At 73.7% G+C, this 24,286-nt stretch carries 25 protein-coding genes; 9 read left to right on the plus strand and 16 right to left on the minus strand.

Annotation, left to right across the window (positions count from 1 at the left end; all coding sequences use genetic code 11):
• Positions 1 to 35: 35 nt before the first annotated feature.
• The 3 genes from PVK74_RS05400 to PVK74_RS05410 are packed head-to-tail and all read left to right on the plus strand — an operon-like array spanning position 36 to position 3,442.
• Positions 36 to 1,151, plus strand: a complete 1,116-nt coding sequence (locus PVK74_RS05400; protein WP_104113139.1) for a WD40/YVTN/BNR-like repeat-containing protein — start codon at positions 36 to 38, stop codon at positions 1,149 to 1,151.
• Entirely contained in the window at positions 1,148 to 1,444 is a 297-nt protein-coding gene (locus tag PVK74_RS05405; RefSeq protein ID WP_030502317.1) for a MoaD/ThiS family protein, read from the plus strand. Before PVK74_RS05400 ends, PVK74_RS05405 begins: the two co-directional genes overlap by 4 nt.
• Before the next feature lie 48 nt (positions 1,445 to 1,492).
• A complete protein-coding gene (locus PVK74_RS05410; RefSeq protein ID WP_274478349.1) occupies positions 1,493 to 3,442 on the plus strand; it encodes a beta-propeller domain-containing protein in 1,950 nt (649 codons plus the stop codon).
• A 49-nt stretch (positions 3,443 to 3,491) separates the two neighbouring features.
• On the opposite strand, the gene PVK74_RS05415 is transcribed toward PVK74_RS05410, so the two are convergent.
• From PVK74_RS05415 to PVK74_RS05455, 9 genes are all read right to left on the minus strand, one after another.
• Positions 3,492 to 4,106 (minus strand): hypothetical protein, encoded by a 615-nt coding sequence (locus PVK74_RS05415; protein WP_274478351.1) that lies wholly within the window; start codon positions 4,104 to 4,106, stop codon positions 3,492 to 3,494.
• Positions 4,103 to 5,458 (minus strand): hypothetical protein, encoded by a 1,356-nt coding sequence (locus PVK74_RS05420; protein ID WP_209961746.1) that lies wholly within the window; start codon positions 5,456 to 5,458, stop codon positions 4,103 to 4,105. Before PVK74_RS05420 ends, PVK74_RS05415 begins: the two co-directional genes overlap by 4 nt.
• Positions 5,458 to 6,252 (minus strand): ABC transporter ATP-binding protein, encoded by a 795-nt coding sequence (locus PVK74_RS05425; RefSeq protein WP_209961748.1) that lies wholly within the window; start codon positions 6,250 to 6,252, stop codon positions 5,458 to 5,460. The genes PVK74_RS05420 and PVK74_RS05425 overlap by 1 nt, the downstream gene beginning before the upstream one ends.
• A gap of 74 nt (positions 6,253 to 6,326) precedes the next feature.
• Entirely contained in the window at positions 6,327 to 7,139 is an 813-nt protein-coding gene (locus PVK74_RS05430) for a cupin domain-containing protein (RefSeq protein WP_209961750.1), read from the minus strand.
• Positions 7,136 to 7,720, minus strand: coding sequence for an RNA polymerase sigma factor (locus tag PVK74_RS05435; protein ID WP_209961753.1), 585 nt, complete (start codon positions 7,718 to 7,720; stop codon positions 7,136 to 7,138). Before PVK74_RS05435 ends, PVK74_RS05430 begins: the two co-directional genes overlap by 4 nt.
• A gap of 64 nt (positions 7,721 to 7,784) precedes the next feature.
• Positions 7,785 to 8,951, minus strand: coding sequence for an SGNH/GDSL hydrolase family protein (locus tag PVK74_RS05440; RefSeq protein ID WP_274478355.1), 1,167 nt, complete (start codon positions 8,949 to 8,951; stop codon positions 7,785 to 7,787).
• 74 nt (positions 8,952 to 9,025) lie between these two features.
• Entirely contained in the window at positions 9,026 to 9,865 is an 840-nt protein-coding gene (locus PVK74_RS05445) for a sugar phosphate isomerase/epimerase family protein (protein ID WP_209961757.1), read from the minus strand.
• Positions 9,862 to 11,025 (minus strand): dihydrodipicolinate synthase family protein, encoded by a 1,164-nt coding sequence (locus tag PVK74_RS05450; protein WP_274478357.1) that lies wholly within the window; start codon positions 11,023 to 11,025, stop codon positions 9,862 to 9,864. The genes PVK74_RS05445 and PVK74_RS05450 overlap by 4 nt, the downstream gene beginning before the upstream one ends.
• Positions 11,022 to 12,173: a Gfo/Idh/MocA family protein gene (locus PVK74_RS05455; protein ID WP_274478358.1), complete on the minus strand. Its 1,152-nt coding sequence runs from the start codon at positions 12,171 to 12,173 to the stop codon at positions 11,022 to 11,024. Before PVK74_RS05455 ends, PVK74_RS05450 begins: the two co-directional genes overlap by 4 nt.
• 104 nt (positions 12,174 to 12,277) lie before the next feature.
• Here PVK74_RS05455 and PVK74_RS05460 point away from each other — a divergent pair, with 104 nt between their 5' ends.
• Both PVK74_RS05460 and PVK74_RS05465 read left to right on the plus strand, forming a co-directional pair.
• On the plus strand, positions 12,278 to 13,300 hold the full coding sequence (locus tag PVK74_RS05460; protein WP_064446046.1) for a LacI family DNA-binding transcriptional regulator: 1,023 nt from the start codon (positions 12,278 to 12,280) through the stop codon (positions 13,298 to 13,300).
• Between the two features lie 39 nt (positions 13,301 to 13,339).
• The gene (locus tag PVK74_RS05465; protein ID WP_274478361.1) at positions 13,340 to 13,849 is read left to right on the plus strand and encodes a pyridoxamine 5'-phosphate oxidase family protein; all 510 of its coding nucleotides are present in this window, start codon (positions 13,340 to 13,342) and stop codon (positions 13,847 to 13,849) included.
• Between the two features lie 23 nt (positions 13,850 to 13,872).
• On the opposite strand, the gene PVK74_RS05470 is transcribed toward PVK74_RS05465, so the two are convergent.
• Both PVK74_RS05470 and PVK74_RS05475 read right to left on the minus strand, forming a co-directional pair.
• The gene (locus PVK74_RS05470; protein ID WP_187693013.1) at positions 13,873 to 14,493 is read right to left on the minus strand and encodes a class I SAM-dependent methyltransferase; all 621 of its coding nucleotides are present in this window, start codon (positions 14,491 to 14,493) and stop codon (positions 13,873 to 13,875) included.
• A 73-nt stretch (positions 14,494 to 14,566) separates the two neighbouring features.
• Positions 14,567 to 15,508 carry a sugar phosphate isomerase/epimerase family protein gene (locus PVK74_RS05475; RefSeq protein WP_274478364.1) on the minus strand — a complete coding sequence of 314 codons (942 nt, stop codon included), beginning with the start codon at positions 15,506 to 15,508 and terminating at the stop codon, positions 14,567 to 14,569.
• Between the two features lie 147 nt (positions 15,509 to 15,655).
• On the opposite strand from PVK74_RS05475, the gene PVK74_RS05480 reads away from it, so the two are divergent.
• Positions 15,656 to 16,069 carry an NUDIX hydrolase gene (locus PVK74_RS05480; protein ID WP_043324225.1) on the plus strand — a complete coding sequence of 138 codons (414 nt, stop codon included), beginning with the start codon at positions 15,656 to 15,658 and terminating at the stop codon, positions 16,067 to 16,069.
• Here PVK74_RS05480 and PVK74_RS05485 read toward each other — a convergent pair.
• Together PVK74_RS05485 and PVK74_RS05490 are read right to left on the minus strand one after the other, a co-directional pair.
• On the minus strand, positions 16,066 to 16,962 hold the full coding sequence (locus tag PVK74_RS05485) for an arginase family protein (RefSeq protein ID WP_274478366.1): 897 nt from the start codon (positions 16,960 to 16,962) through the stop codon (positions 16,066 to 16,068). The two genes, PVK74_RS05480 and PVK74_RS05485, sit on opposite strands and share 4 nt — an antisense overlap.
• Positions 16,963 to 16,984: 22 nt before the next feature.
• Positions 16,985 to 17,716, minus strand: coding sequence for a class I SAM-dependent methyltransferase (locus PVK74_RS05490; RefSeq protein ID WP_064446040.1), 732 nt, complete (start codon positions 17,714 to 17,716; stop codon positions 16,985 to 16,987).
• 79 nt (positions 17,717 to 17,795) lie between these two features.
• On the opposite strand from PVK74_RS05490, the gene PVK74_RS05495 reads away from it, so the two are divergent.
• Entirely contained in the window at positions 17,796 to 18,263 is a 468-nt protein-coding gene (locus PVK74_RS05495) for a hypothetical protein (RefSeq protein WP_274478368.1), read from the plus strand.
• Here PVK74_RS05495 and PVK74_RS05500 read toward each other — a convergent pair.
• The 3 genes from PVK74_RS05500 to PVK74_RS05510 all read right to left on the minus strand — a co-directional run bounded on the left by PVK74_RS05500 (position 18,205) and on the right by PVK74_RS05510 (position 21,091).
• Positions 18,205 to 18,636: a hypothetical protein gene (locus PVK74_RS05500; RefSeq protein ID WP_274478369.1), complete on the minus strand. Its 432-nt coding sequence runs from the start codon at positions 18,634 to 18,636 to the stop codon at positions 18,205 to 18,207. The two genes, PVK74_RS05495 and PVK74_RS05500, sit on opposite strands and share 59 nt — an antisense overlap.
• Before the next feature lie 98 nt (positions 18,637 to 18,734).
• Complete coding sequence (locus PVK74_RS05505) at positions 18,735 to 20,420, minus strand: DUF6119 family protein (RefSeq protein ID WP_274478370.1); 1,686 nt, start codon at positions 20,418 to 20,420, stop codon at positions 18,735 to 18,737.
• A 98-nt stretch (positions 20,421 to 20,518) separates the two neighbouring features.
• Positions 20,519 to 21,091: a DUF4352 domain-containing protein gene (locus PVK74_RS05510; RefSeq protein ID WP_274478371.1), complete on the minus strand. Its 573-nt coding sequence runs from the start codon at positions 21,089 to 21,091 to the stop codon at positions 20,519 to 20,521.
• Positions 21,092 to 21,190: 99 nt separating this feature from the next.
• Here PVK74_RS05510 and PVK74_RS05515 point away from each other — a divergent pair, with 99 nt between their 5' ends.
• Positions 21,191 to 23,122, plus strand: a complete 1,932-nt coding sequence (locus PVK74_RS05515; RefSeq protein ID WP_274478372.1) for an N-6 DNA methylase — start codon at positions 21,191 to 21,193, stop codon at positions 23,120 to 23,122.
• Positions 23,123 to 23,215: 93 nt separating this feature from the next.
• Entirely contained in the window at positions 23,216 to 24,283 is a 1,068-nt protein-coding gene (locus PVK74_RS05520; protein ID WP_274478374.1) for a serine/threonine-protein kinase, read from the plus strand.
• The last annotated feature ends 3 nt before the right edge of the window (positions 24,284 to 24,286 follow it).

Raw genomic sequence — 24,286 nt, forward strand, 5'->3', positions numbered from 1 at the left:
CAGTGCAGGGAAGACACCTGGATGGAGGACGAGACATGAGCGGCGTACGGGTACTTGTCGGCACGCGCAAGGGCGCGTTCATTCTGACGTCGGACGGCAAGCGCGACGACTGGACCGTCGACGGACCGCACTTCGGCGGATGGGAGATCTACCACCTCACAGGTTCACCCGTCGAACCGGACCGGCTCTACGCGTCCCAGTCCGGCGGCTGGTTCGGGCAGCTGATCCAGCGCTCGGACGACGGTGGCCGGAACTGGACGACAGTCGGCAACGACTTCGCCTACAGCGGCGAGGTCGGGCAGCACCTCTGGTACGACGGCACCCCGCGCCCGTGGGAGTTCAAGCGGATCTGGCACCTGGAGCCGTCCCGCCACGACCCCGACACCGTGTACGCGGGCGGTGAGGACGCCGCGCTCTACCTGTCCACCGACGGCGGCCAGAAGTGGTCCGAGCTGACCGCGCTGCGGCAGCATCCGACCGGCCCGTCCTGGCAGCCCGGTGCGGGCGGGATGTGCCTGCACACGATCATCCTCGACGCGGCCGACCGGGACCGGATCTACGTCGCGATCTCGGCGGCGGGCGCGTTCCGCAGCGACGACGGCGGCGCGAGCTGGCTGCCGATCAACAAGGGACTTCGTTCCGGCGAGATCCCGGACACCGACTCCGAGGTGGGGCACTGCGTGCACCGCCTCGCCCAGCACCCGTCCCGGCCGGACACGCTGTTCATGCAGAAGCACTGGGACGTCATGCGCACCGACGACGCCGGCGGCAACTGGCGGGAGATCAGCGGCGACCTGCCGACGGACTTCGGCTTCCCGATCGCGGTGCACGCGCACGAGCCGGAGACGGTCTACGTGGTGCCGATCACCAGCGACTCGCTGCACTACCCGCCGGAGGGCAAGCTGCGCGTCTACCGCAGCCGTACCGGCGGTGAGCACTGGGAGCCGCTGACCGAAGGGCTGCCGCAGTCGCACTGCTACGTCAACGTGCTGCGCGATGCGATGGCCGTCGACACGCTCGACCCCTGCGGGATCTACTTCGGCACCACCGGCGGTCAGGTCTATCACTCGGCCGACGGCGGCGACACCTGGGCGCCGATCGTGCGGGACCTGCCGGGCGTGCTCTCGGTCGAGGTCCAGGTGCTGCCGTGATCCGGGTGGTGCTGCCGGCGCACCTGAAGAACCTGGCGCACGTCACCGGCGAGGTACGCGTCGAGGTGGCCGGGCCGCCGACCCAGCGGGAGGTGCTCGACGCGCTGGAGGCCGCGTACCCGATGCTGCTCGGCACGATCCGCGACCGGCACAGCGGGAAGCGCCGGCCGTTCGTCCGCTTCTACGCCTGTGAGCTGGACCTGTCGAACGAGTCGCCGGACGAGCCGCTGCCCGAGGAGGTCGTCAAGGGCAAGGAGCCGTTCATCGTGCTCGGCGCGATGGCCGGCGGCTGAGCGCGTTCGGCCGGGAACCGTGCTCGCCGCGGCCACGTCTGACGGCCCATGACCTTTCGCAGATTCCGGACGATCGGATGGACGCTGGCCGCCGCGCTGGCCCTCGGTGGCTGCACCGCGTCACCGTCGGCCGATCCGCCGCCCACCGGCCGGCCCGTTCCGGCCGGTGGGTTGCGGCTCGTCGCGTTCGACTCCTGCGACGAGGCGCTACGGCAGATCCGGGCGGCCGCTCGGGCGGCGGTGGGACCGTGGGGTCTCGGGCCGGGCCGCGACCTGCTCCGGTTCGGCGCGGAGGCCGGGGCCGACAGCGGCGCCCAGAAGGCGGCCGGGCCGGCGTCCACTCCGGACTTCTCCGGGACGAACGTGCACGAGGCCGGCGTGGACGAGCCGGACCTGGTCAAGACCGACGGCCGGCGCATCGTCACGTACGGCCGGGGCGTGCTGACGGTCGTCGACCCGGCGACCCGCCGGCAGACCGGCCGGCTGGCGCTCGATCCGGCCGCCGACCGGTTCTCCGGGCAGGAGGGCAGCCTGCTGCTGCACGGGGACCGCGCGCTCGTGCTGCTGCGCGCCGGAAGGGTCCCAGAGTCCACGGTGCCCGGTCGGCGTCCCGCACCCGGCGTGGTCGGGCAGGCCCGGCTGGTCTTGGTCGACCTCGCCGCAGCGCCGCGCGTCGTCGGCGAGTACCGGGTCGACGGCCGGATGGTCGACGCACGGCAGGTCGGCGCGACCGCCCGCATCGTGATCAGTTCCGGTCACCGGCTCGAGTTTCCGCAGCAGCCGGGGGAGCGTACCGACGCGCAGCGGATCGCCGCGAACCGCGGGGTCGTCGACAAGGCCACGCTCGACGACTGGCTGCCCCGCTACGAGATCCGCGACAGTGTCCGCACTGTCGGCAGCGGTCGGGTGGGCTGCGACCGGGTGAGCCGGCCGGCCGGCTTCTCCGCCGCCTCGACGCTCACCGTGCTCAGCTTCGACCTGGCCGCGTCCGCGCTCGGCGCCGGTGACCCGGTCACCGTGTTCGCGGACGGCGACACCGTGTACAGCAACGGTCGACGCCTCTACGTCGCCGCCGACCAGCGCTGGCGGACGTGGCGCGCCGCGTCACCGGAGGCGCGCGACGTCAGCACCGAGATCTATCAGTTCGACACCGCCGCGGGCACGCCGCGCTTCGTCGCCGCCGGGTCGGTGCCCGGCTGGCTGATCAACCAGTACGCGCTGTCCGAGTGGGACGGTCACCTGCGGGTCGCCACCACCACCGGCGACACGTGGAGGCGGGAGAGGTCCTCCCAGTCCGGCGTCTACGTGCTGCGCGCCGACGGTCCCACGCTCAAGCGGGTCGGCACGGTCACCGGCCTCGGCAAGGGCGAGCGGATCTTCGCGGTGCGGTTCGTCGGCGGCACCGGATACGTGGTCACGTTCCGGCAGACCGACCCGCTGTACGGCGTGGACCTGCGCGACCCGGCCGCGCCCCGGGTGACCGGCGAGCTGAAGATCAACGGGTATTCGGCGTACCTGCACCCGGCCGGCGACGGCCGCCTGATCGGCGTCGGCCAGGACGCGACCGGCCAGGGGCAGGTGACCGGCACCCAGGTGTCGCTGTTCGACGTCGCCGACCCGGCCCGGCCCACCCGGATCGCCCAGCACCACGTCGCCCGTGGCTGGTCGGAGGCGGAGCACGACCCGCACGCGTTCCTCTACTGGCCGCCGGAGCGGCTGGTGGTGATCCCGGTGATGCAGTCGGGCGTGGACACCGATGGGCCCGACGGCACGAAGCGCCCGCCGTCCGGCGGCGTGCTGGCGTTGCGGCTCGGCGACAAGGGATTCACAGTGGCCGGCGCGGTGGACCATCCGGGGAGCCTGGCCGACGGCGGCGAGCGGACGCCGATCCGCCGCTCGCTGATGATCGACGGCGTGCTCTGGACGGTCTCCGACGCCGGTCTCAAGGCGACCGCCCTGGCCGGCATGACCAGCCTGGCCTGGGTGCCGCTGACCTGACAGCGGCCGGGCCTCGCCGCGTGGTAGGCGTGCGACGAGGCCCGGCGCGTCACTGTTCCAGCGCCGCCTCGGCCGCCGCCACCTGTGGGCCCACCCGCAGCGCGTAGGCGACGACGCCGCCGAGGAGGAACGTCGTGGCGGTGACCGCGGCGATTCGGTTGCCCGGCTCCTGCGCCATCCACAGCGCCGCCTGCCGCCATTCCGGCCCGCCCGGCGCGGCCATGAAGGACGCCATGGCGGCCCAGGCGGTCGGCGCCTGCCAGGCGGCCCGGGCGCCGGCCAGCGCCGCGCCGAGGCCGACCAGCCCGATCAGCCCGGCCGTGTTGCGGGCCAGCACGTCCAGCGGCCCGAAGTCGGCGCCGAGAACGCGGGCGGCGGCCAGCAGACCGACCACCACCACGCCGTACCCGAGCAGGTGCCCGGCCCGGCGCGGCGCCCACTGCCACGCGGCGGTGCGCTCCAGCGCCGGGTCGTTGCCGGCGAGCGTCGGCCCGAGCGGCGCGACCGCCAGCGCGGTGGTGAGCACGGCGAGGCCGGCGGGCACCTCGGGGCGGTCGGTGAAGCCGGACCAGGCGACGGCCATCACGGCGACGGCGATAGCGGATCCGGCCAGGGCGGCGGGTAGCCGGCGGGACCGCACGTACAGCGGCAGCCAGCGGGTCACGGCGCGGCCCGTCCGGTGAGCGCCGGCATCAGGTCCGGCTCGCAGCGCGCGGCGGCGTCCCGCAGCGCGGTGATGCGCCGCAGCTGCTCCGGCTCGGGCAGCGCGCGCAGCTGCCGCACCCCGTCCCGGATCTCCTCCTGCTTCTCGTCGGCGTACCGGTATCCGGTCCAGGAGTCCCACAGCCGCACCGTCTCGGCGTCGAGCAGCCAGGCCGCGGCGATCGCCGGGGCGATGTCGTCGCCGCTGCGCCCGCAGCCGTACCACATGGTGCCGCCGCCCAGGGCGATGCGCTCTGCCACGTCGGCGGCCCGGCCGGTGTCCGGGTCGACCTCCAGGAGGAACTGCACGGTGCCGGGTGCCGGCTTGGGCCGGTGCCACTGCTCGCTGTCGTTGCTGCCGACGGTGTCCAGCCGCACTTCCACCGCGCGGGCCGGCGCGTCCGGCAGCTTTGCCAGCGCCTTGAGCCCTCGGCGGGCCTCGGGAGTGATCTCGGGCAGCAGGTGCGCGTTGACGGCGGTGACGCACACCTGCGGCGTGCCGTCGGCGCAGACGAAGCGGCGTGCGTCCGGATCGAGCTGCCAGATCCCGGTCGGGCCGGGCACGCCGATCAGCAGGAGACCCGCCACGCCCCCGGCGAGGCTCGCGAGCGCCCCGGCCCGGACCGGCCACGACCGGCCCGCCGCCAGCAGCAGCCCGGCGAGGACCAGCCCGACGCCCAGCGCGAGGCGGCTGAGCAGCAGCCGGTCGGACAGCGTCTCCCACGGCGTGTCCGGCGGCCAGGAGATCATCAGGGAGGCGTTCGACAGCCGGCTGGTGCTGCCCGGACCGCCGAGCATGGCGGTGCCCTCCTGCGCGACCAGGCCGGCGGCGGCCAGCAGCGGCGGCAGCAGCGGCGAGGACCACAGCCGGCCGACGGCCACCCCCACCCAGGCCGCGCCCACCAGCACCAGCACGTCGGTCAGGGGCCCGGCGAGTCCGCGTACGCCGAGGTAGGCGCCGTCGAAGGCGACCACCGCGCCGGCGCCGGCGAGCACGAGCAGGTGCGCGGCCGCGACGGCGACGCCGAGCGCGGTCATCGCGGGCAGCGCGCGCTGCCAGCGGGGCCGGCCGGTGCTGTTCATCAGCTCGTCGGCGCGGGTACGCCGGTCCCGGCGGCCCAGTACCGCGCCACCGGCCAGCGACAGGGGCATCAGGAGGAACATGCCGGAGGAGTGGACGTAGCCCAACCGCAGCCACTGTCCCTGCCAGAAGCTGTACATGCTGGCGGCGCCGAGGATCCCGATGATCAGGAGCAGGACCGCCATGGTCGGCGCGTTGGAGCGGCGCAGTTCGACGCGTACCTGTCGGATCATCAGGCGCTCCGGTGCTGCTTGAGGAGGTACGAGTAGCCGCGCTCGGCGGCGCTGTCGCCGACGCCGCCGGTCTCGCCGTGGCGGATCAGGTCGGCGGGCAGGCCCTGGAACACGCGGGTGCCCTGGTCCATCAGGATGACGTCGGAGCAGGCCGCGACCACGTCCTCCACCAGGTGGGTGGAGACCAGCACGCAGGCGTCCGCGCCGAGTTCGCGGATCAGCTCACGGAACTCGACCCGCTGTTCCGGGTCCAGGCCGACTGTCGGTTCGTCGAGCAGCAGCAGGTCCGGTTCGTTCACGATCGCCTGGGCGATGCCGGCCCGGCGCAGCATGCCGCCGGACAGCGACTTGAGCTTGGCGTCGGCCCGGTCGGTGAGGCGTACCCGGTCGATGGCCCGCTGGGTCGCGCCCGGCACCGCCGAGGCCGGCATCTCCCGCAGCCAGGCCACGTACTCGACGTACTCCCGGACGGTGAACCGGGGGTAGTAGCCGAACTGCTGCGGCAGGTAGCCGAGCCGGCGGCGCATCGGCCGCAGCTCACGGGTTGTGGCGGCGTCCGCGCCGAGCAGCCGCAGCGTGCCGCCGTGCGGTTTGACCACTGTGGCGAGCGCGCGCATCAGGGTGCTCTTGCCGGCGCCGTTGGGGCCGAGCAGCCCGTGCACACCGGTGCCGAGCGTCAGGCCGAGGTTGTCGACGGCCAGGTGCCGTCCGGCCTTCACCGACAGTCCCACCGCCTCGATCCGCCAGGCGTGCCGGGTCGGCGCCACCTCGTCGGCGCTCACTGCGCGTACCAATGTCGTCTCCTTCTCGGGGCAGGGTCGTCCGCGGCGCCGGCGGGGCGCCGTGGCGTGGTTCCGGGGGGCCGGCGTCAGCCGGCGGGCCGCCGCAGGTGTTCGGCGCGCAGCGTGGTCAGCACGGTGAGCACGACGGCGGCCGCCGCCCAGGCGGGCATGGTCGCGGGCCGGAGCAGGGCCTCGGTCGTGGCGGCGGCGCGGGCCGCGTCGGCGGCGCCGGTGAACGACATGGCCGCGACCGCTGCGAGCCAGCCGCCCCCGAGGAGCGCGGCGGCCAGCGGCACCCCGACGCGGCTGCCGAGCAGCAGCGTCGCCGCGGTGAACGTCAGGCAGGGCAGCAGCCACAGCGCGGGGTTGCGGCCGACCGCCAGCCCGGCCACCGCGAGCACGGGCGCGACCAGGAGCAGAACCGCGAGGGTACGGCGCAGCAGCAGTTCCAGCCCGGCGCGGGCGGTGCCGGCGACCACCTCCCAGTTCGGATTGGCGCGTCGGGACCAGGCCACCGCGAGCCCGGCCAGCGGCGCGACCGGCGCGAGCAGCAGCACCGTCGAGGGCTGCTCGGGGTAGTTGCGGTCCAGCAGCACCGCGGCGAGGATCGCCGTGCACGTCATCGCCGCCCAGGCCAGCAGCGACCAGTCGGTCCAGCGCAGCCACCACCGTCGCAGCGGTCGCCGGGGCACCGGTCGCGGCCCGGTGCGGGCCTGTGCCAGGATCGCCTCCCGGGCGTCGCCGAGCAGCGCCCGCAGCGGCGGCGCGGCCAGCTCGCCGAGCCGGTCGCGGCACTCGGCGCAGCCCTCCAGGTGCACCTCGATCGTCCAGGCGGCGGCGTCGTCGGGGCTGCCCGCCGCGTACGCGACCAGTGCCGGCGGGGGAACGTGAGCGGTCATGCCAGTGCCTCCCGTAGCGCGTTGCGGGCACGCCGCGCCCGGCTCTTCACGGTGCCCTCCGGCACCCCCAGCAGGACCGATGTCTCCCGGACGGTCAGTCCGTCCAGGACCATCGCGGCGAGCACCGCCCGCAGTTCCGGGGCCAGCGCGTCCAGCGCGGCTCCTACCTCCGAGCCGAACGACCCGGCGAGCGCCTCGTCCTCGGCGGCCGGCGCGCTGCGTACCGGAAGCACGTCGGTGGGCACCTCCTGGACGCGGGCGCGGCGGCGCAGCGCGTCGACCAGGCGCCGGGCCGCGATGGTCCAGATCCAGCCGGCGGCCGAACCGCCCGGCGCGTCCGATCCACCGGAGCGCCGGATGCCGGAGAACGAGCCGGCGGCCCGCCACACGGTGAGGTACGTGTCCTGGAGGACCTCGGCGACGATGCCGTCGTCCGCGCAGCGCCGCCGTAGCCGGATCGCGAGCCACGGCGACGTACGCCGGTACAGCTCGTCGAACGCGCCGAGGTCGCCGCGCGCGACCCGCCGCAGCAGCCGCTCCTCGTCCTGTTTGCTTCCTCCCACGCCTAGATGGTCGTTCACGGCCCCTCCGACGGATCACGGCGCGGCGTGACCTGGGTCACACCGCGCCGTGGGCGGGTGTCCGTCACTGCGCGGCGGCGAACGGTCCCTTCGGTCCGAACGCCAGCGCGGCGAACCGCTCGCCGATGCGGCGGTCGGCGGCCGGGTCGGGGTGCAGCTCGTCGGGCAGCGGCAGCTCCGCGTAGTCGGCCTCGCCGTACAGCTCCAGCCCGTCGAGGTAATGCAGGTTCGGGTCCGCGCCGGCCCGGAACGCCACGATCCGGGCCAGCTCGGCGCGGATGACGCGCAGCGTGAGCCGGCCGGATGCCACCTCGGCCGGGTCGCCGGTGGCCCGGAACCGCACCTTCCCGTCGACGAACTCGACAGCGCCCGGGCCGGGCGTGTCCTCCTGGATCGGGCACAGGATCGACGACACGACAAGCAGCGGCGTGTGCGGGTGCCCCTCCCGGATGGTGTCCAGGAAGCCGTGCACGGCCGGGCCGAACGCGCGCAGCCGCATCAGGTCGGCGTTCACCACGTTGATGCCGATCTTGACGCTGATCAGGTCGGCCGGGGTGTCGCGCATCGCGCGGGCGGTGAACGGATCGAGCAGCGCGCTGCCGCTGAACCCCAGGTTGACCAGCTCCACGCCGGCCAGCGTGGCGGCCACCGCCGGCCAGGTGCCGGTGGGGCTCTCCGCGTCCGAGCCGTGGCTGATCGAGCTGCCGTGGTGCAGCCACACCCGGCGGTCACCCGTGTCGGCCGGCTCGACCGGCGCGTCCGTGCGCAGCGCCACCAGCTCGGTGATCTCCCGCTGCGGCAGCCAGATCACCACCTCCTTGTCGGTGGCGGGCAGGTCGGTGAAGCGCACCGTGCCGACCGGCCCGGGCTCGATGCCGGACGTGCCGGTGGCCAGGTCGATGGTGAGCACCTTGCCGCCACCGGCGGTGGCCTGACCGGCGAGGCGGCCGTCCACGACCAGGTCGTAGCGGCCGTCCGGACGTGGCCCGGTGCCCCGGTAGACCATCTTCATCGGCAGCACGTCCAGCTCGACGGTCGTGGCGCGGGTGCGGAACACCAGCCGTACGCCCGAGGGCATCGCCTCCGCCGTCGTCAGCTGCGGGTCGATGTTCTGCGCCCGGGCCCACGCGGGCAGCCGGTGCGGCAGCACCCCGTCGGCGGTCTGTTCCAGGTCGAGCGCGCCGCGCAGCAGGTCGGAGGTGATCGGAGTGATGAGGTGCGGGGATGCCATGATCCCGATCCTGCCCCCGGATCCGGGGGACCGGCCACCTGATTTATCCGACAGGCCGGACTCGTGACACTGAGTCAGTCGGTGAGCACGAGATCCACGTACCGGGCGGTCATGGTGGCGAGCACCTGGTCCGGGTCGGTGGCCCACACCTCGGCGTTGAAGATCTCCACCTCGACGTCGCCCGAGTATCCGGCGGCCTCCACCGCGCGGCGCAGCGGCGGGAAGTCGATGTGCCCGTCGCCCATCATGCCGCGCCCCAGCAGCACGTCGGCCGGGAGCGGGGTGAGGAAGTCGCATATCTGGAAACTCGCGATCCGCGTCCCGGCGCGGGCGATCTGCCGCCACACGTCCGGATCCCACCAGACGTGGAACGTGTCCACCACGACGCCGACCTGCTCGGCCGGGAACGCCTCGGCCACATCGAGGGCCTGCCCGAGCGTGGACAGCACGGCCCGGTCGGCGCAGTACATCGGGTGCAGTGGCTCCAGCGCGAGGCGTACCCCGCGCGCAGCCGCGTACGGGGCCAGCTCGGCCAGCGCGTCGGCGACCCGCTGCCGGGCGCCCGCGAGGTCACGGGAGCCGGGCGGCAGCCCGCCGACGACGAGCACCAGGCAGGCGGCGCGCAGCGCGGCGGCCTCGTCGATCGCGCGCCGGTTGTCCGCCAGGGCCGCGGCCCGTCCGGCGTCGTCGGCGGCGGTGAGGAACCCGCCCCGGCACAGCGACGACACCCGCAGCCCGGCGTCGGTGACGAGCCGCGCCGCGGCCGGTACGCCGATCTCGGCCACCGGCTCGCGCCACAGCCCGATCGCCGGGATGCCGGCGCGGACACAGCCGTCGACCGCCTGCGCCACCGACCAGCGGTGCGTGGTGCGCTGGTTGAGCGACAGCCGGGCCAGCCGGGGATCGGCGCTCATCCGGGCACGCCCGCCACGTCCAGGTACGCGCGCATCCGCTGTGCCGCCAGCTCGGGGTCGAGCAGCAGCCCGGCGGCGTCGGCCAGCCGGAACGCCTCGACCAGGTGCGGGACGCCGCGCCCGCCGTGCAGGCCGCCGACCATGGTGAAGCCGGGCTGCCGGCCGTTGAGCCAGGACAGGAACGCGATGCCGGTCTTGTAGTACGGCGTCGGCGGGGCGAACAGGTGCCGGGACAGCGGCACCGTCGGGTCGAGGATCGCCCGGAACCCGGCCCTGTCGTCCGCGTCGAGCCGGGCCAGCGCGGCCGACGCGGCCGGAGCGATCGCCGCGAACGCGCCGAGCAGCGCGTGGCTGAACAGCTTCCCGTCGCCCTCGATCAGCTCCGGGTAGTGGTAGTCGTCGCCGGTGTATACCTTCACCGTCGGCGGCAGCAGTTCCCGCAGCCGCACCTCCCGCCCGGCGTCGAGCAGCGACACCTTCACGCCGTCGACCAGGTCGGCGTGGGCGTGCACCAGCGCGGCGAACGTGGCGGCGGCCTCGTCCAGGTCGGTCGAGCCCCAGTAGCCGGACAGCGCCGGGTCGAACATGTCGCCGAGCCAGTGCAGCACCACCGGCGCGCCGGCCTCCCGCAGCACCCGCTCGTAGACGCGCAGGTAGTCCTCCGGGCCGGTGGCGAGCGCGGCGAGGTGCCGGCTGGCCATCAGCACCGGCGTGGCGCCGTACCCCTGCACGACCGCGAGCTGCTCGGCGTACGCGGCGACGACCTCGTCGAGCGTGCGCGGGACGCCGGTGAGCTGGTCGGTGCCCACCCCGGCGACGATCCGCCCGCCGCAGGAGGCGGCCTCGGCGGCGCTGCGCCGGATCAGCTCGCGGGTGGCCGTCCAGTCCAGCCCCATCCCGCGCTGCGCGGTGTCCATCGCCTCGGCCACACCGAGCCCCCACGACCACAGGTCGCGCCGCACCGCGAGCGTCGCGTCCCAGTCCAGGCCCGCCGGGCGGCCGGGGGAGTTGTCGGCGTACGGGTCGGCGACGACGTGCGCGGCCGCGTACGCGATCCGGCTGGCCGGCGGCCCGGACGGCCGGCGCCAGGCGGGCGGTTCCCGTAGCGTCAGCTTCTCGGAGCCGCCGTCCGGCGCCGGCAGCGTGATGCGCGTGCTCACCGGGGGATCTCCTCGATCTGCACCCGCCGCCCCTCGCGGGCCGAGCGCAGCCCGGCCTCGGCCAGTTGCACGCCGCGCGCGCCGGCCAGGAAGTCCCACGGGAACGGCTCGTCGTCGACGACGTGCCGCAGGAACGCCTCCCACTGCACCTTGAACGCGTTGTCGTGCTCGCCGTTGTCCGGCACTGTCTGCCACTGCGCGCGGAACGGCTCGGTGACCGGCAGGTCGGGGTTCCACACCGGCATCGGGGTGACGCCCCGGTGCTGGATGCGGCAGTCGCGCAGCCCGGCGACAGCGCTGCCGTGCGTGCCGTCGACCTGGAACTCGACCAGCTCGTCGCGGTGCACACGGACCGCCCAGGAGGAGTTGATCTGCGCGACGATGCCGCCGGCGAGTTCGAAGATGCCGTACGCGGCGTCGTCGGCCGTGGCGCGGTAGTGGCCGCCGTTCTCGTCGACGCGCTCGGGGATGTGCGTGGCGGTGACGGCGGTGACGGCGGTGACCGGGGCGATGATCTGCTCCAGCACGTAGTGCCAGTGCGGGAACATGTCCAGCGTGATGCCGCCGCCGTCCTCGGCGCGGTAGTTCCAGCTCGGACGCTGCGCGGCCTGCCAGTCGCCTTCGAACACCCAGTAGCCGAACTCGCCGCGCACCGACAGGATCCGGCCGAAGAAGCCGCCGTCGACCAGCCGCTTGAGCTTGCGCAGGCCGGGCAGGAACAGCTTGTCCTGTACGACGCCGTTGCGGACGCCCCTGGCGGCGGCGAGCCGGGCCAGTTCCAGCGAGGCGAGGAAGTCCTCGGCGAGCGGCTTCTCGGTGTAGACGTGCCTGCCGGCCTCGATCGCCGCCCGGATCGCCTTCTCCCGCGCGGCGGTCACCTGGGCGTCGAAGTAGATCTGGTGGGCGTCGTCGGCGAGCGCCGCGTCCAGGTCGGTCGTGTACGCCGACAGCCCGTGCCGCTCGGCGATCTCGGCCAGGCGGCCCGCGTCGCGGCCCACGAGCGTCAGCTCGGGCCAGATCCGGCTGCCGTCGCGCGCGGGCACGCCGCCCTGGTCGCGGATGGCCAGCAGGGACCGGACGAGGTGCTGCCGGTAGCCCATCCGCCCGGTGACGCCGTTGAGGATGATCCCGACGGGTGTGCGCTCCACTGTGCCCCTCCCAGCGGTGAATGCGCTTTCAGTAAGCGCTTTCAGGGTGTTACCGTAGCCACGCCGGAACACCGGGTCAAGACGTTCCGCAGGGAGACTCATCGATGCCGCACGTGACGCTGGAAGACGTGGCCAGAGCGGCCGACGTCTCACTGGCCACCGCCTCCCGGGCGCTCAACGGGCGGCGGGTCACCCCGCACCTGCACGACCGCGTCCTGGCCGCCGCCGCGCGGCTCGCGTACACCCCGAACGCCCACGCCCGCGCGTTGGCCGGCGCGTCGCACCGCAGCGTCGGCGTGATCTGCCACGACGTCACCGACCCCTACTTCGCCGCCGTCGCCGGTGGCGTCATGCGGGTCGCCGCCGACAACGACCTGCTGGTCATGCTCGCCAGCACGTTCCGCGACCCGGAACGCGAGATCGCGTACGTGTCGATGCTGCGCGCCGAACGCGCCCCGGCCATCCTGCTCATCGGCTCCGGCTTCGAGGACCCGCGCTGGGATCGCGCGCTGGCCGCCGAGCTGACGCCCTACCTCGACGGCGGCGGCCGAGTCGCCGTGGTCAGCCGGCACCGCAACCTGAAGGTCGACAGCGTCCTGCCGGAGAACCGGGCCGGGGCCGCCGCGCTGGCCCGCGCGCTGCTCGGCCTCGGGCACCGCCGTTTCGCCGTGCTCTCCGGCCCGTCCGAGCTCACCACCGTCGCCGACCGGTTCGGCGGGTTCCGCGACGAGCTGGCCGCCGCCGGCGTGACGCTGTCCCCGGCGGCGGTGGCCGAGGCGGAGTTCACCCGCGACGGCGGCTACCAGGCGATGACCGAGCTGCTCGGCCGTGGCCTCGACGCCACCTGCGTGTTCGCGCTCACCGACGTGATGGCCGTCGGCGCGTACGCGGCGCTGCGCGACCACGGGCTGTCCGTGCCCGGCGACATCTCGGTGGCGGGCTTCGACGACATCCCGATCGTCCGCGACCTCACCCCACCGCTGACCACAGTGGCGCTGCCGCTGCGCCAGCTCGGCGAGAAGGCGATGGAGCTGGCGCTCACCGAGAACCCGGGCCGCCGCCGGCGGATCACCCGCCTGCCCGCAGAGGTGGTGCTGCGGGCCAGCACCGCGCCGGCCCGCGCCTGAACCCGGCCGGTAGGGTGCCGTCATGATCGAGGACGCCCCGTGCCGCTGACGAACCCCTGGCTGACCGGGCCGGCGCCGACGCGGAAGCTGGACCGGGACCGCCTCGCCGAACGCATCCTCAACCTGCTGTCGTCGCAGAACATGTGCGTGCTCGCCACAGTCGGGCCGGACGGCCCGCTGGCCACGCCGGTGCGCTACTACCCGCTCGACTTCACGCTGATGTTCACCGCCGCGCCGCGCTCACCGAAGATGCGCAACATCGCCGCCGACCCGCGCGTGTCGGTCGGCGTCTTCGCGCCGCTGGTCGGGCTGGCCAGCAGCCGCGGCGCGCAGGTGTTCGGCACCGCCCGGGTGCTCGGGCCGGAGCATCCGGACCGGGCCCACCACTGGGCCGCGTTCCACTGGGAGAGCGAACACGCCGAGCGCGGCCGGTCGCTGTCCGAGCCGCCCGAGGACCCGCTCGTCGTGATCGAGGCCGACCGGATCGTCTACACCGAACACTGGCTGCGCCGCGAGGGCTACGCCCCACGTCAGCACTGGCACCGCTGACGCCGCCCGCCGGACCAGTCCCGCTACGGACCGACGGGGGAGCGGGTGGCGCGCAGCAGATTGCCGGCCAGCCGCAGGTCCGCGCCCTCGACCCGGGCCAGCACGTCGATCCGCTCCACCGTGACGTGTGACCACAGCGGCTCCGGGAACGCCGCGCGCAGGGCGTCGGCGTCCAGACCCCAGCCCTGGCCCGCCTCCGGCGACACCGCCAGCACGAACACCGCCCCGCCGGGCGCGGTCAGGCGCGGCAGCAGCGCCAGGTAGTCGCGTACGGCGGCGCCCCGCCGGTCCAGCGAGTGCAGCAGCCCGGAGTCGAACACCGAGTCGTACGGCGCCGGCGGCACCGGGATCGCCCTGGCGTCGCACACCTCGAAGCGTGCCGGCAGTCCCGCCTCGGCGGCCCGGGCCCGCGCCTGATCGATCGCCACCGCCGAGATGTCGACACCCGTCACGTCGAGACCGCGGCGGGCAAGCGCGAGCGCCAACTCCCCGGTGCCGCAGCCGACGTCGAGCACGCGCGGCCCGCGTACCCCGGTGTCGAGGACCGCGGCGAGCGCCGGCTGCGGACCGCCGATCTCCCACGGCGGCCGTTCGGTGTCCCGGTAGAGGCGGTCGTAGTGGACGTCGTCCGGCTCGTCGGTCATCGCGTACCCCCTCGGTCGGCGCGGCCACCCCCGAGCGTGTCACGCCCGGCGGCGATCAGTGCCCCGCCGGGGGTCAGAACCGCAGGCGGCGCAGGTAGCGGTAGCCGACCTCAGCGGTCTGCTGGGGCGTCACGTCCGGCGTGTCGTTCTCCACGATGTACTCCAGCACCTGGTGCCCACGGAGGATCCGGGCGAAGTCGATCATCCCGGTGCCCAGGTCGGCCATGTCGCCGGTGGCCGGGTCGCGGTCCTTGACGTGGTACTGCAGGACCCGCTGCGGCGCCGAGCGGATCACGTCGAGCGTGAAGCCCTCCGGGTCGGCGACGCCCTCGCCGGAGGTGATGCCGCCGGTGACCGCCCAGTAGATGTCGATCTCCAGGTGCACCAGTCGCGGGTCGAGTTCCTCGGTCAGCACGTCCCACGGCCGCCGGCCGTTGCCGAAGTCGATGGTGAACTCGTGCGCGTGGTTGTGGTAGCCGTACCGCAGGCCCGCCTTGCGCGCCGCGGCGGCCTCGACGTTCATCTGCTCCGCCCAGCGCTTCCAGTCGTCCTCGCGGTCGGAGTTCAGGTACGGCACCACCATGAACCGCTGGCCCAGCGTACGGGCGTCGGCGATCTTCTGGTCCAGCGCGGCGGCGTCGGCGGCGATGCCGTCGTGGCTGGAGCTGGCCTTGATGCCGATGCCGTCCAGGAAGCGGCGCAACTCCCGGGCGGTACGGCCGAAGTAGCCGAGCGCCAGCTCGACCCGGGGGTAGCCGATGCGGGCCAGGTGCGCCAGCGTCGCGTCGTAGCCGGGGGAGCCGTTGAGCGCGTCGCGGACCGTCCAGAGCTGGAGGCTGATCAGTTCCTTCGGCACCGGACGCCGGCCGTGGTGGTGTCCGCCGGCCTGGGCGGCCGTCGCGCCGAGCCCGGTGGCGAGCCCGATCCCGGCGAGCGCCGCCAGGGAGCCGCGCAGCAGGCCACGCCGGTCAAGTGACTGTTGCAGCGCGGCGTGTCCGTCATGTCCGTAGCACATGGTCGCACTCCTTCGTCGCCTGTGCGCTGACGCTACAAAAGCTATGTCGATATGTCTATGGCTTCTGGTGCTCTGAATCGAACTTTCGGTCGATGCTGCGGAAAGTGGGGGCTGCGTGTCGCCGGTGCCGCGTGGCAGGCTCGGGGAGTGGCCGCATACGACGTCGCCCTCGTCCTGCTCGTCGACCGGACCGGCGCGATCCTCATGCAGCACCGCGACGGCAACGCGCCGGTGTCTCCGTACCAGTGGAGCCTGCCCGGCGGCAGCATCGAACCCGGCGAGACACCGGAGCAGGCCGCCCGGCGCGAGCTACTGGAGGAGACCGGGCTGACCGCCGGGGAGCTGCACCTGCTGTGGAGCGGTCCCCGCCCGCACGAGGACGGCTTTGCGCACACGGTCACCGTGTACGTCTTCCGCGGCACCACCGACGCGCGCCAGGAGGACGTGGTGCTCGGCGAGGGACAGGCGATGGTCTTCGTGCCCCGCGACGAGGTGCTCGACCGCGACCTGGCGGTGAGCGCGGCGAAGGTGCTGCCGCTGCACCTCGCGGAGACCGCCTAGCCCTCGGTCAGCGCCCCGGCGAACACACCGGCGAACCGGGGGAGCAGCTCGTCGTCCGGCAGATGGTGCGGGTTGATCTCGGTGACCGACAACCCGGCGAAGCGCGGGCTCGCCACCAGCTCCGCCAGCGTCACCGCCGCCTCGTCCAGGCTCAGCCCGGACGGCTCCGGCACGTCCGCCAGCGGCGCGTCCACGAAACGCAGCACGTCCACGTCGAAGTGCACCACGAACGCCTCGGCCGCGGCCTCGGCCACCGACCGGGCCCGGCGCGCCGCCGCCCGCGCGTCGGCGTGCACCTCATCGGCGGGCACGTACGCCAGCCCCAGCTCCGCCACCAGCTCCCGCTCGTGGTCACCCCGGGGCAGCGAATCCCCGTACACCACCACGCGCTCCGGCGACAGCAGCGGCACCACCGGCCCGACGCCCGCCACCTCAGGCAGCGTCCCCGGCAGGCCCAGCATGTGCGCCAGCCCCATCGCATCCAGGTTGCCGTTCGCGCGGGTCACCGGCGTGTAGAGATCCGGGCCGCCGTCCACGTACACCAGCGCGGGCGACAGCCCGGCCCGCGCGCACCCGGCGACCAGGCCGACAGTCACGGTGCAGTCGCCGCCGAGCACCAGCGGCACGCGGCCCCGGCCCAGCGCGCCCGCGACCCGGTCGGCCACCGCCGACGCGACGGCGGCCACCGCGCCCGCGTTCTGCCCCCTCGGGTACGCCGGATCGGGCCGCCACCGGAAGCCCGGCACGTCACCGCAGTCCTCGACGTCCGCCCCGTCGCGCAGCAGGTCGAGCAGGCCGGCGGCGCGCAGGGCGGCCGGGGCGCGCTCGACACCCGGGGTGTGCGCGCCGGCGCTCGACGGCGCGCCGACGACCATCCACTGACGATGATCCATCGCCCCACCCTAACCGCGTGTTTCAGCGCAGCACGAGCAGATCGAGGGCGTCGACGACCGGGCCGTCGACCGTCCTTGCTGCCTCGCGTAGCCGCTGGATGCCGGCGGCGTACTCCGCATCGGTGATGAGCTGAAGCGGCGTGTGCGCCTCCCGGCGCAGGCCGGCCGCCGCCTCCCGCAGCGAGGGTGCGGTGACCTGCGGGACCGCCTCGACCGCCGCGGTGGCGAAGCCGGCGGCGGCGAAGGCGGCCCCGACGTCGGCGATGCTCGGGTACGTGTCCAGCACGCGGACCGCCTCCGGGAAGTAGTCGAACAGCGTGATCGCCTCGTGCCGTCCGGCGAACGCGGACCGGATGAGCACCGGGGCGCCGGGACGCAGCACCCGGCGCAGCTCGCGTGCCGTCGCGGCCAGGTCGGGCACGTGGTGGATGACCGTGGACAGCCAGGCGCCGTCGACACTGCCGCCGGCCAGAGGGAGGTGCCCGGCGTCGCCTGCGACGAGTGGCGCGAACACACAGCGGGCGCGCATCGCCGCCGACGGCTCGACGGCGACCACCTCGACGCCGGGAAACCAGTCGGTGAACGCGCGTGCCCAGCTACCCGTCCCGGCACCCAGGTCGAGCAGTCGCATCCCGGAGCGCGGGGTGAGATGCCGGGCGACGGCGGCCCGCCAGGCCGTGAGACCGTCGTCGGTGAGGTGCCGGGTCGCGGCGAACGCCTCGGCGTCAGCGTCGTGGTACGCAATGCGGGCCATACTCGACAGCCAACTCCCCGGCGGGCCGCCGAGGCAAGACACTGTGGCGGATCGGGCTCGGCTTCGGAGAGGGACAGGGGTGCGATATTGGATCCACCTCGAGGGCGAGCTGCCGGCGGACGCCCTCCGCCGGTTCCTGCTGACGGAGTACGGCGTCGCGCCGGAGAGCGTGTACGTCGGTCGGGTCGAGGAGCGGGCCGTGGACGATCCGCGCCCGGTGGCGATGCTGACGCCGCCCGACGCGGACGAGGGATTCGGCTGGATCCTCACCGGCGACACCGAACTGGCCGCCGCCACCGACCACGGCGAGCGTGATCTCGCGGTCACCCTCGCCCGCGAGTTCGGCGTACGGGCGCTCGTCGACGACGGCGGTATCCACCCCGACCGGTGGGTGCTGGTGAGCGTCGACGGCAGCAGCGGCCGGGTGCTGACCGACGAGGATGCCGCCGCCGACGGGGACCTGCGGATCGTGCAGGCGCTCGAACCGATCAGCGGGGAGCCGCAGCTCGCCGTCGTACCGCCGCCGGACTGGGCCCGCGACTGGTGACCCGGCGGGTCCACCGTCCGGTCGCGTACCCGATGCCACCCGTACGGCGCCGCCGCCTGGCGCCAGTCCTGGCGACGACCGGCGCGGGCACCGCCGTCCACTGGACGGGCAGGCCGTGGCCGGGTGACGGATCGGGTTGCGGGGGACGGATGGTGCCGTGTTCCTCGGCGAGCCGGACGGCGTTGTCGAGGAGTTGCCCGGCCGAGGCGAGCCGGCCGTAGTGAGCCGCGGCGAGCGCGAGCGTGACCGCGTCGCCGACGCGCCGGCACGGCGGGCAGGCGATGTGGACGACGCACCGGCGAAGCGGAAGCGCGCGCTCGTGCAGGGCAGCGGGGAGCAGGCTCAGGGCGTGGCGGAACTCGTCGGGTCGCATCGTTCCTCCTGGGTGGTCGATGGCGCGGCGGCAGGCAGGGGTGACCGGCCCGGCGGGCGCGCGGTGCGCCGGGCGGTCGGATCCGAAAGCGGTGCCGGTCAGGCGGGCGGGATGGCAACGACCTCGACGTCGACGCCCTCCGTGCGCAGCGTCTTCACCGCCTGGTAGAGCGCGACCTGCGCGAACGTGAACAGCGATTCCGCGGTGACGGTGCGGCCGGCACTCAGGGCGATGGCGTAGACCACGGTGCGCGGGCGGAAGTCCTCGGGCAGGTCCGGCCCGCCCGGCTGCGCGCGCACCAGGTCGCGGAACCGGTTACGCGCCTGGTTGTCGTAGCGCAACGCGTCGAACGACGTGACACCCTGCGCGAAGAGGTGACTGAGCGGCGAGCTGCCCGACGCCCGCTTGACGTGGATCAGCTCACCGTTCGGTCCGAGCAGGTCGCAGGCCTCGATGCCATGCGGGTGCTGCCGGGTGCGGAGGAGCTTCTTGTCCAGCAGCACCAGGCCCGGGTGCTTCTTTGCTGCCTCTCGGTTGTAGCAGTCCTCGTTCGCCAGCTCCTCCGTCCACGGCGGCAACACGACGCTGGACGGCCGATTCAGGATGCGAGCCACCTCCTGGCGCAGGAACTCGCGGTGGCGGTCGCCGATCTCGTACCACTGGCCCTCGTGCAGCAGCATGTGGCTGCCGCCGACGGCGACCTCGGCGGTTATCCACCGGGACACCGGCGTCGATGCCATCTCCTCGGTACCGGCGGCGTCGGCGTAGAGCGTCAGCGTCCCGTTGCGCAGCCCGGGCCACCGGTCACCGTCCAGGGCCCGGGCGGTGTGCGACAGGATGGTCGACAGGTCCAGGTCCGTGGTCAGGGTCGGGCGTCGCCCGGAGCGGGGCACGCGAACCCGGTACGAACCGACGTGCTCGACGTCGGCCACCAGGCTGCCCGGCACCGCGACACCGACATCCGGCGGGTCGGGCAGACCCAGCCGCCGGTCGAGAACCTCGATCAGCGCCGCTTGCCGGGGGTCGTTGGAGCGCAGAGGCCGGATCTGCTCGATGAACTCCAGGTCGGCGAGCGGCGACTCCAGCCGGCACACCCGGTCGATCTCCCGCAGATCGGCGAGCAGCCGCTCGGGGGAGACGCCGAGAGGGATGCGCAGCGCGTCGCTGCCTTCGACCCTCACCGCAGCGCGCGCACCTTGGCACGCGGTCAGGTTCGGGTTGTCGACGCGGCCGGACACCTGGCCGACGATCTCCCCCCACTTGTCGATGCCGTACCTCCAGATGGGCTGGCCACCCGGAACCATGCTGCGGTCCACCCGGCCGCTGGCACCCACCACCCGGCGGCGAACCTGGCGGATGTCAGCGGGCTGAAGCGTCCGCACGGCGAAGGAGACGCCGAACGTCGGGTCTGTCTTCTCCGGCTCGATCATGAACCGGCCCAGGGTGCCGAAGGTCAGGGCGTATGCCCGGTCGTCCACCGCCAGCAGCAGGGCGCCGCCGCCGCTGCTGTAGCCGATTGTCACGTCGGTGCCGACCAGGCCGGACAGGACACCGCACCACTCGGCCCGGTCGCGGGGCGCGATGCCGTGCACCAGCAGCGCCGGTGCGTCGAGGACCCGATGCGGGGTGGGCTCGAAGCCGTGCCGCCGCAGGTAGCCCAGGTTGAGCGCGGCGCAGAGGCCGTCGTCGGTGGCCGGAACGGTGAGCCGGTAGACAGTCGTCGGGTAGGTGCCGGGCGGCGACTGGCGGTCGCGGCCGTCGTCCGGGTTGTTCGCACTGCGCATGTCGATCTCCTCGCGTAGAGAATCGGGCTGGCGGTGGTGCGGCGGAGTGGCGCCGGGGGCGGGGTTCGCGGATCCCGCCCCGGCCGGCGCTGGTCAGGTCAGCTCAGGGAGACGGTCACGCCGCCGGAGAACGGCGAGTCGTGCAGCTCGAGCTTGGCGAGCTTGACGTTCTTCGGGATGTCGAAGACGACCACGCCGGTGACCTGGTTGCCGGGGTTGATGTCGTTGAGGAACGTCTCGGCGTTCTTGTTGGCGTAGAGGGCGGCCGAGCCGTCGGCGGAGTACTCGGTGCCGTTGGCGGCGTACGCCTTCTGGCTGCTGCCGTCGAACATCTGCGATTCCTTGCCGATGTTCTTCACGTTGAGCGTGACCAGGCAGAACTGGCCCTGCGCCTTGGCACCGAACGCCGACGAGCCGACCTTGCTGACGCCGCACTTGGCGGACTTGACGGTGAACTCGAACTTGCCGTCACGGGCCGGCTGGCCGATCTTCGCGGTCTTCGGCTTGTCGTCGCTCTTGCCCGCGTCTGCCTTGCCGCCGTCGGTGTCGCCGGCGGTCGCCTCGGTGCCGGTCTCCGCCTTGCTGCCGGTGGTGTCGTCGGTGGTGCCGGCACCGCAGCCCAGGGCGACGAGGGCGCCGGCGATCAGGGCGAGCGTGGTGGTCTTGCGCATCGTTTTCCTCCTGCTGTGAACGTGGCGGCGTCAATAAGAGCATCATCTGTGAACGCTGTCAACAAGCATGATGCTTGACAGTTGTGACACACTCCGAACGTGCAGGAGACACCGACAATCACCGCAGCGGAGATCGCCCGGCTCGCCGGTGTCGGCCGGGCCGCCGTCAGCAACTGGCGTAAACGACACGGGGACTTCCCCGAGCCAGTCGGCGGCAGCGCCACCAGCCCCGAGTTCGACCTCGCCCAGGTCGAACGCTGGCTGCACGCCCAGGGCAAACTCCCGGAACTCGCCACCGCCGACCGGCTCTGGCGACACCTCGCCGCAGCCGGCACCTCACCGGCCGCCGGGCTTGCCGCCGTCGGCGCCCGGCTTCTCACCCGGCAACGCGGCCAACGCCCTGCCCGTCCGGCGGACCCGCAGCTGAAGGCGCTGGCACCGGACATCGATGCGCTCGCCGACGAACTCGGCCCGCAGGGCGCCTTCGACGCGCTCTGGCAGCGCTTCTCCGCCCCCGGCCCGGCCCGCCCGCACGCCACCCCCGACGACGTCGCCGACCTGATGGCCGGGCTCGCCGCCGTAGCCGGCGGCTCCGTCCTCGACCCCGCTGCCGGCACCGGCGCCACCCTGCGGGCCGCCGTCCGCGCCGGCTGCACCTCCGCGTACGGACAGGAACTCGATCCCGACCTCGCCCGGCTGGCCGGGCTGTGGCTGGCGCTGCGCGACGTACCGGGCGAGGTGACCACCGGCGACTCGCTGCGCGCCGACGACTACCAGGGACGTATGTTCGACGCGGTCGTCTGCCACCCGCCCTTCGGCGCCAGCAACTGGGGCGACGAGGAACTCGGCCACGACCCCCGCTGGATCGTCGGCACCACCCCACGTACCGAACCGGAGCTGGCCTGGGTCCAGCACGCGCTGGCCCACCTGCGGCCCGGCGGCCACGCCGTACTCCTCATGCCGCCCGCCGTGGCGGGCCGCCGCCCCGGCCGCCGCATCCGCGCCGAACTGCTGCGCCGTGGCGCGCTGCGCGCCGTCATCGCGCTGCCACCGGGGGCGGCCGCGCCGCACGGCGTACCCCTGCACCTGTGGGTGCTGCGCCGCCCACCGGCCGACGCGCCCCCACCGGCGCGGACGCTGCTCGTCGACGCCGCCACCGGCGACCACACCCGGATCCTCGACACCTGGCGGTTCTTCGCCAATGACGGCGAGATCGACGAGCCGGGCTACGCACGCGCCGTCCCGGTCATCGAACTGCTCGACGAGGAGATCGACCTCACCCCCGCGCGTCGCCAGCCCGCCGTCGTGGGCGAGGCGACAGGCGAACATCTGGTACGCACACGCGAGCGCCTCGCCGCCGTCGTCGCCGATCTACCCACGTTGATGCCGCAGGTCACGCCCGCAGCCGACGAGGGCCAGGGGGAGTTCCTTACGGTCGGCGAGCTGGTCCGGGCCGGCGCGTTGCAGCTCCTCGGGCCGATCCGGGGCGCTGCCTCCGGCGACGACGGTGAGCTTGCCGGCGACGGTCGGCCGGTGCTGACCGTGCCGGACGTGTTGGGCGGCGGTGAGCCGTCGGGGCGCGACGACGGGCGGCTCGGGCAGGAGATCGCCCTGGCCGCAGGGGACGTGGTGGTGCCGATGATCGCGCGGCAGCTCGTCGCGCAGGTGGTGACGGCGGAGGGTGCGCTGTTGGGGCGCAACCTGTATCTGCTGCGGCCGAATCCGGCGGCGCTGGATTCGTGGTTCCTGGCCGGGCAGTTGCGGACGTCGACGAATGAGCGGCAGGCGTCGAGTTTGTCGGGGACGCTGCGGTTCGACGTGCGGCGGGCGCAGGTGCGGCGGGTGTCGCGGGAGGAACAAGAGGCTTACGGGGAGGCGTTCCGGCGGCTGCACGCGTTCGAGTCGGCAATCCGACAGGCCGCCTCACTGGGCGCGGAACTGGCCCAGTTGACTGCGGACGGACTGGCTCAGGGCGGGCTCGTACCGGCGGCACGACGTCCGTACCAGCGGAAATCGCCGAAGGGGCACTAGCTCCTTGATCGAACAACGTTGTACGGTCGTGCGTCCGCCGGGCTCCGACCCGACGGGTGGCAGTTCGGTTGGGTGTCATCGTGAGGGGGCGGGATGACGCTGGGCACCATCGGCGGCTTCGAGTTGGTCAAGCCGCTGGGCTCGGGCGGGATGGGTGAGGTGTTCTTCGCCGTGTCCCCGACCGCCGACCGTGTCGCGCTCAAGGTGATCCGGAAGCACCTGATCGAGGAGCCGACGATCCGGGACCGATTCGCCGCCGAGGTCGACAGTCTCAAGCTGGTGTTCGGCACGCGGATCGCCCGCCTGGAGAACGCCGACCCCTACGGCGACCCGGCGTGGCTGGCGGTGGAGTACGTGCCCGGCGCGACGCTGCGGCAGCACGTCGACGCCCGCGGACCTCTTCCGTTGCCGCTTGCCGCCATGGTGGGGGCGATGCTCGCCGACGGGTTGGGCAAGGTGCATCAGGCCGGCCTGCTCCACCGCGATCTCAAGCCGCAGAACATCATCCTCGGTCCCGACGGTCCGAAGCTCATCGACTTCGGGCTGGCGATCCTGATCGATCGCAGCGACTATCTGACCGAGCCGGGCGCCCTGGTCGGCACGCCCGCCTACATGTCGCCGGAGCAGGTACGCGGTGAGCGGGAGCTGACCGCGGCGGTGGACGTCTACGGGCTGGCGGCGACGCTGGTGTTCGCCCTGACCGGCCACGGCCTCTACCCGCCGACCAACTCGTGGAACCTGCTGCTGCGCATCACCGAACCCAGCGACCTGCCCGACCTGTCGGGCGTGCCCGCGGAGCTGACGCCGTTGCTCGGCGCGATGCTGGCCCACGACCCGGACGCCCGGCCCGGGTTGGACGACGCTGGCGCCCGCTTGCTCGCCGTCGCCACAGCGAGCAGCGGCAAGACGGCGTCCGGCCTGCGCCAGGAGGTCGCCGGCCTGACCTATGACGGGGACACCGAACTGCTCGTCCCAGCGGATCTGCAGGATCCCCAGCGGGACCCGGAGGACACCTCGGCCGAGCCTGAGGACGACACAGTGCCGGTGCCGGACCCGAAGCCCACCGTGGTCGACCCGGAGCGCCAGAAGGATTCCGGCCCCGACGTCACATGGCTGGTCGAGAAGATCCGCCGCCAGTACGCCCGACGCTCGACCCTGTAGGAA

Source organism: Micromonospora chalcea (genome assembly GCF_028768405.1).
GTDB classification, from domain to species: Bacteria; Actinomycetota; Actinomycetes; order Mycobacteriales; family Micromonosporaceae; genus Micromonospora; species Micromonospora chalcea.

Bases quoted from the DNA above. Each gene is read 5' to 3' on its own strand.
- PVK74_RS05510 (WP_274478371.1), bottom strand. From the start codon at position 21,091: ATGCGCAAGACCACCACGCTCGCCCTGATCGCCGGCGCCCTCGTCGCC.
- PVK74_RS05475 (WP_274478364.1), bottom strand. From the start codon at position 15,508: ATGTGCTACGGACATGACGGACACGCCGCGCTGCAACAGTCACTTGAC.
- PVK74_RS05430 (WP_209961750.1), bottom strand. From the start codon at position 7,139: ATGACCGCTCACGTTCCCCCGCCGGCACTGGTCGCGTACGCGGCGGGC.
- PVK74_RS05505 (WP_274478370.1), bottom strand. From the start codon at position 20,420: ATGCGCAGTGCGAACAACCCGGACGACGGCCGCGACCGCCAGTCGCCG.
- PVK74_RS05400 (WP_104113139.1), top strand. From the start codon at position 36: ATGAGCGGCGTACGGGTACTTGTCGGCACGCGCAAGGGCGCGTTCATT.
- PVK74_RS05460 (WP_064446046.1), top strand. From the start codon at position 12,278: ATGCCGCACGTGACGCTGGAAGACGTGGCCAGAGCGGCCGACGTCTCA.
- PVK74_RS05445 (WP_209961757.1), bottom strand. From the start codon at position 9,865: ATGAGCGCCGATCCCCGGCTGGCCCGGCTGTCGCTCAACCAGCGCACC.
- PVK74_RS05410 (WP_274478349.1), top strand. From the start codon at position 1,493: ATGACCTTTCGCAGATTCCGGACGATCGGATGGACGCTGGCCGCCGCG.
- PVK74_RS05420 (WP_209961746.1), bottom strand. From the start codon at position 5,458: ATGATCCGACAGGTACGCGTCGAACTGCGCCGCTCCAACGCGCCGACC.
- PVK74_RS05500 (WP_274478369.1), bottom strand. From the start codon at position 18,636: ATGCGACCCGACGAGTTCCGCCACGCCCTGAGCCTGCTCCCCGCTGCC.
- PVK74_RS05470 (WP_187693013.1), bottom strand. From the start codon at position 14,493: ATGACCGACGAGCCGGACGACGTCCACTACGACCGCCTCTACCGGGAC.
- PVK74_RS05520 (WP_274478374.1), top strand. From the start codon at position 23,216: ATGACGCTGGGCACCATCGGCGGCTTCGAGTTGGTCAAGCCGCTGGGC.
- PVK74_RS05440 (WP_274478355.1), bottom strand. From the start codon at position 8,951: ATGGCATCCCCGCACCTCATCACTCCGATCACCTCCGACCTGCTGCGC.
- PVK74_RS05485 (WP_274478366.1), bottom strand. From the start codon at position 16,962: ATGGATCATCGTCAGTGGATGGTCGTCGGCGCGCCGTCGAGCGCCGGC.
- PVK74_RS05490 (WP_064446040.1), bottom strand. From the start codon at position 17,716: ATGGCCCGCATTGCGTACCACGACGCTGACGCCGAGGCGTTCGCCGCG.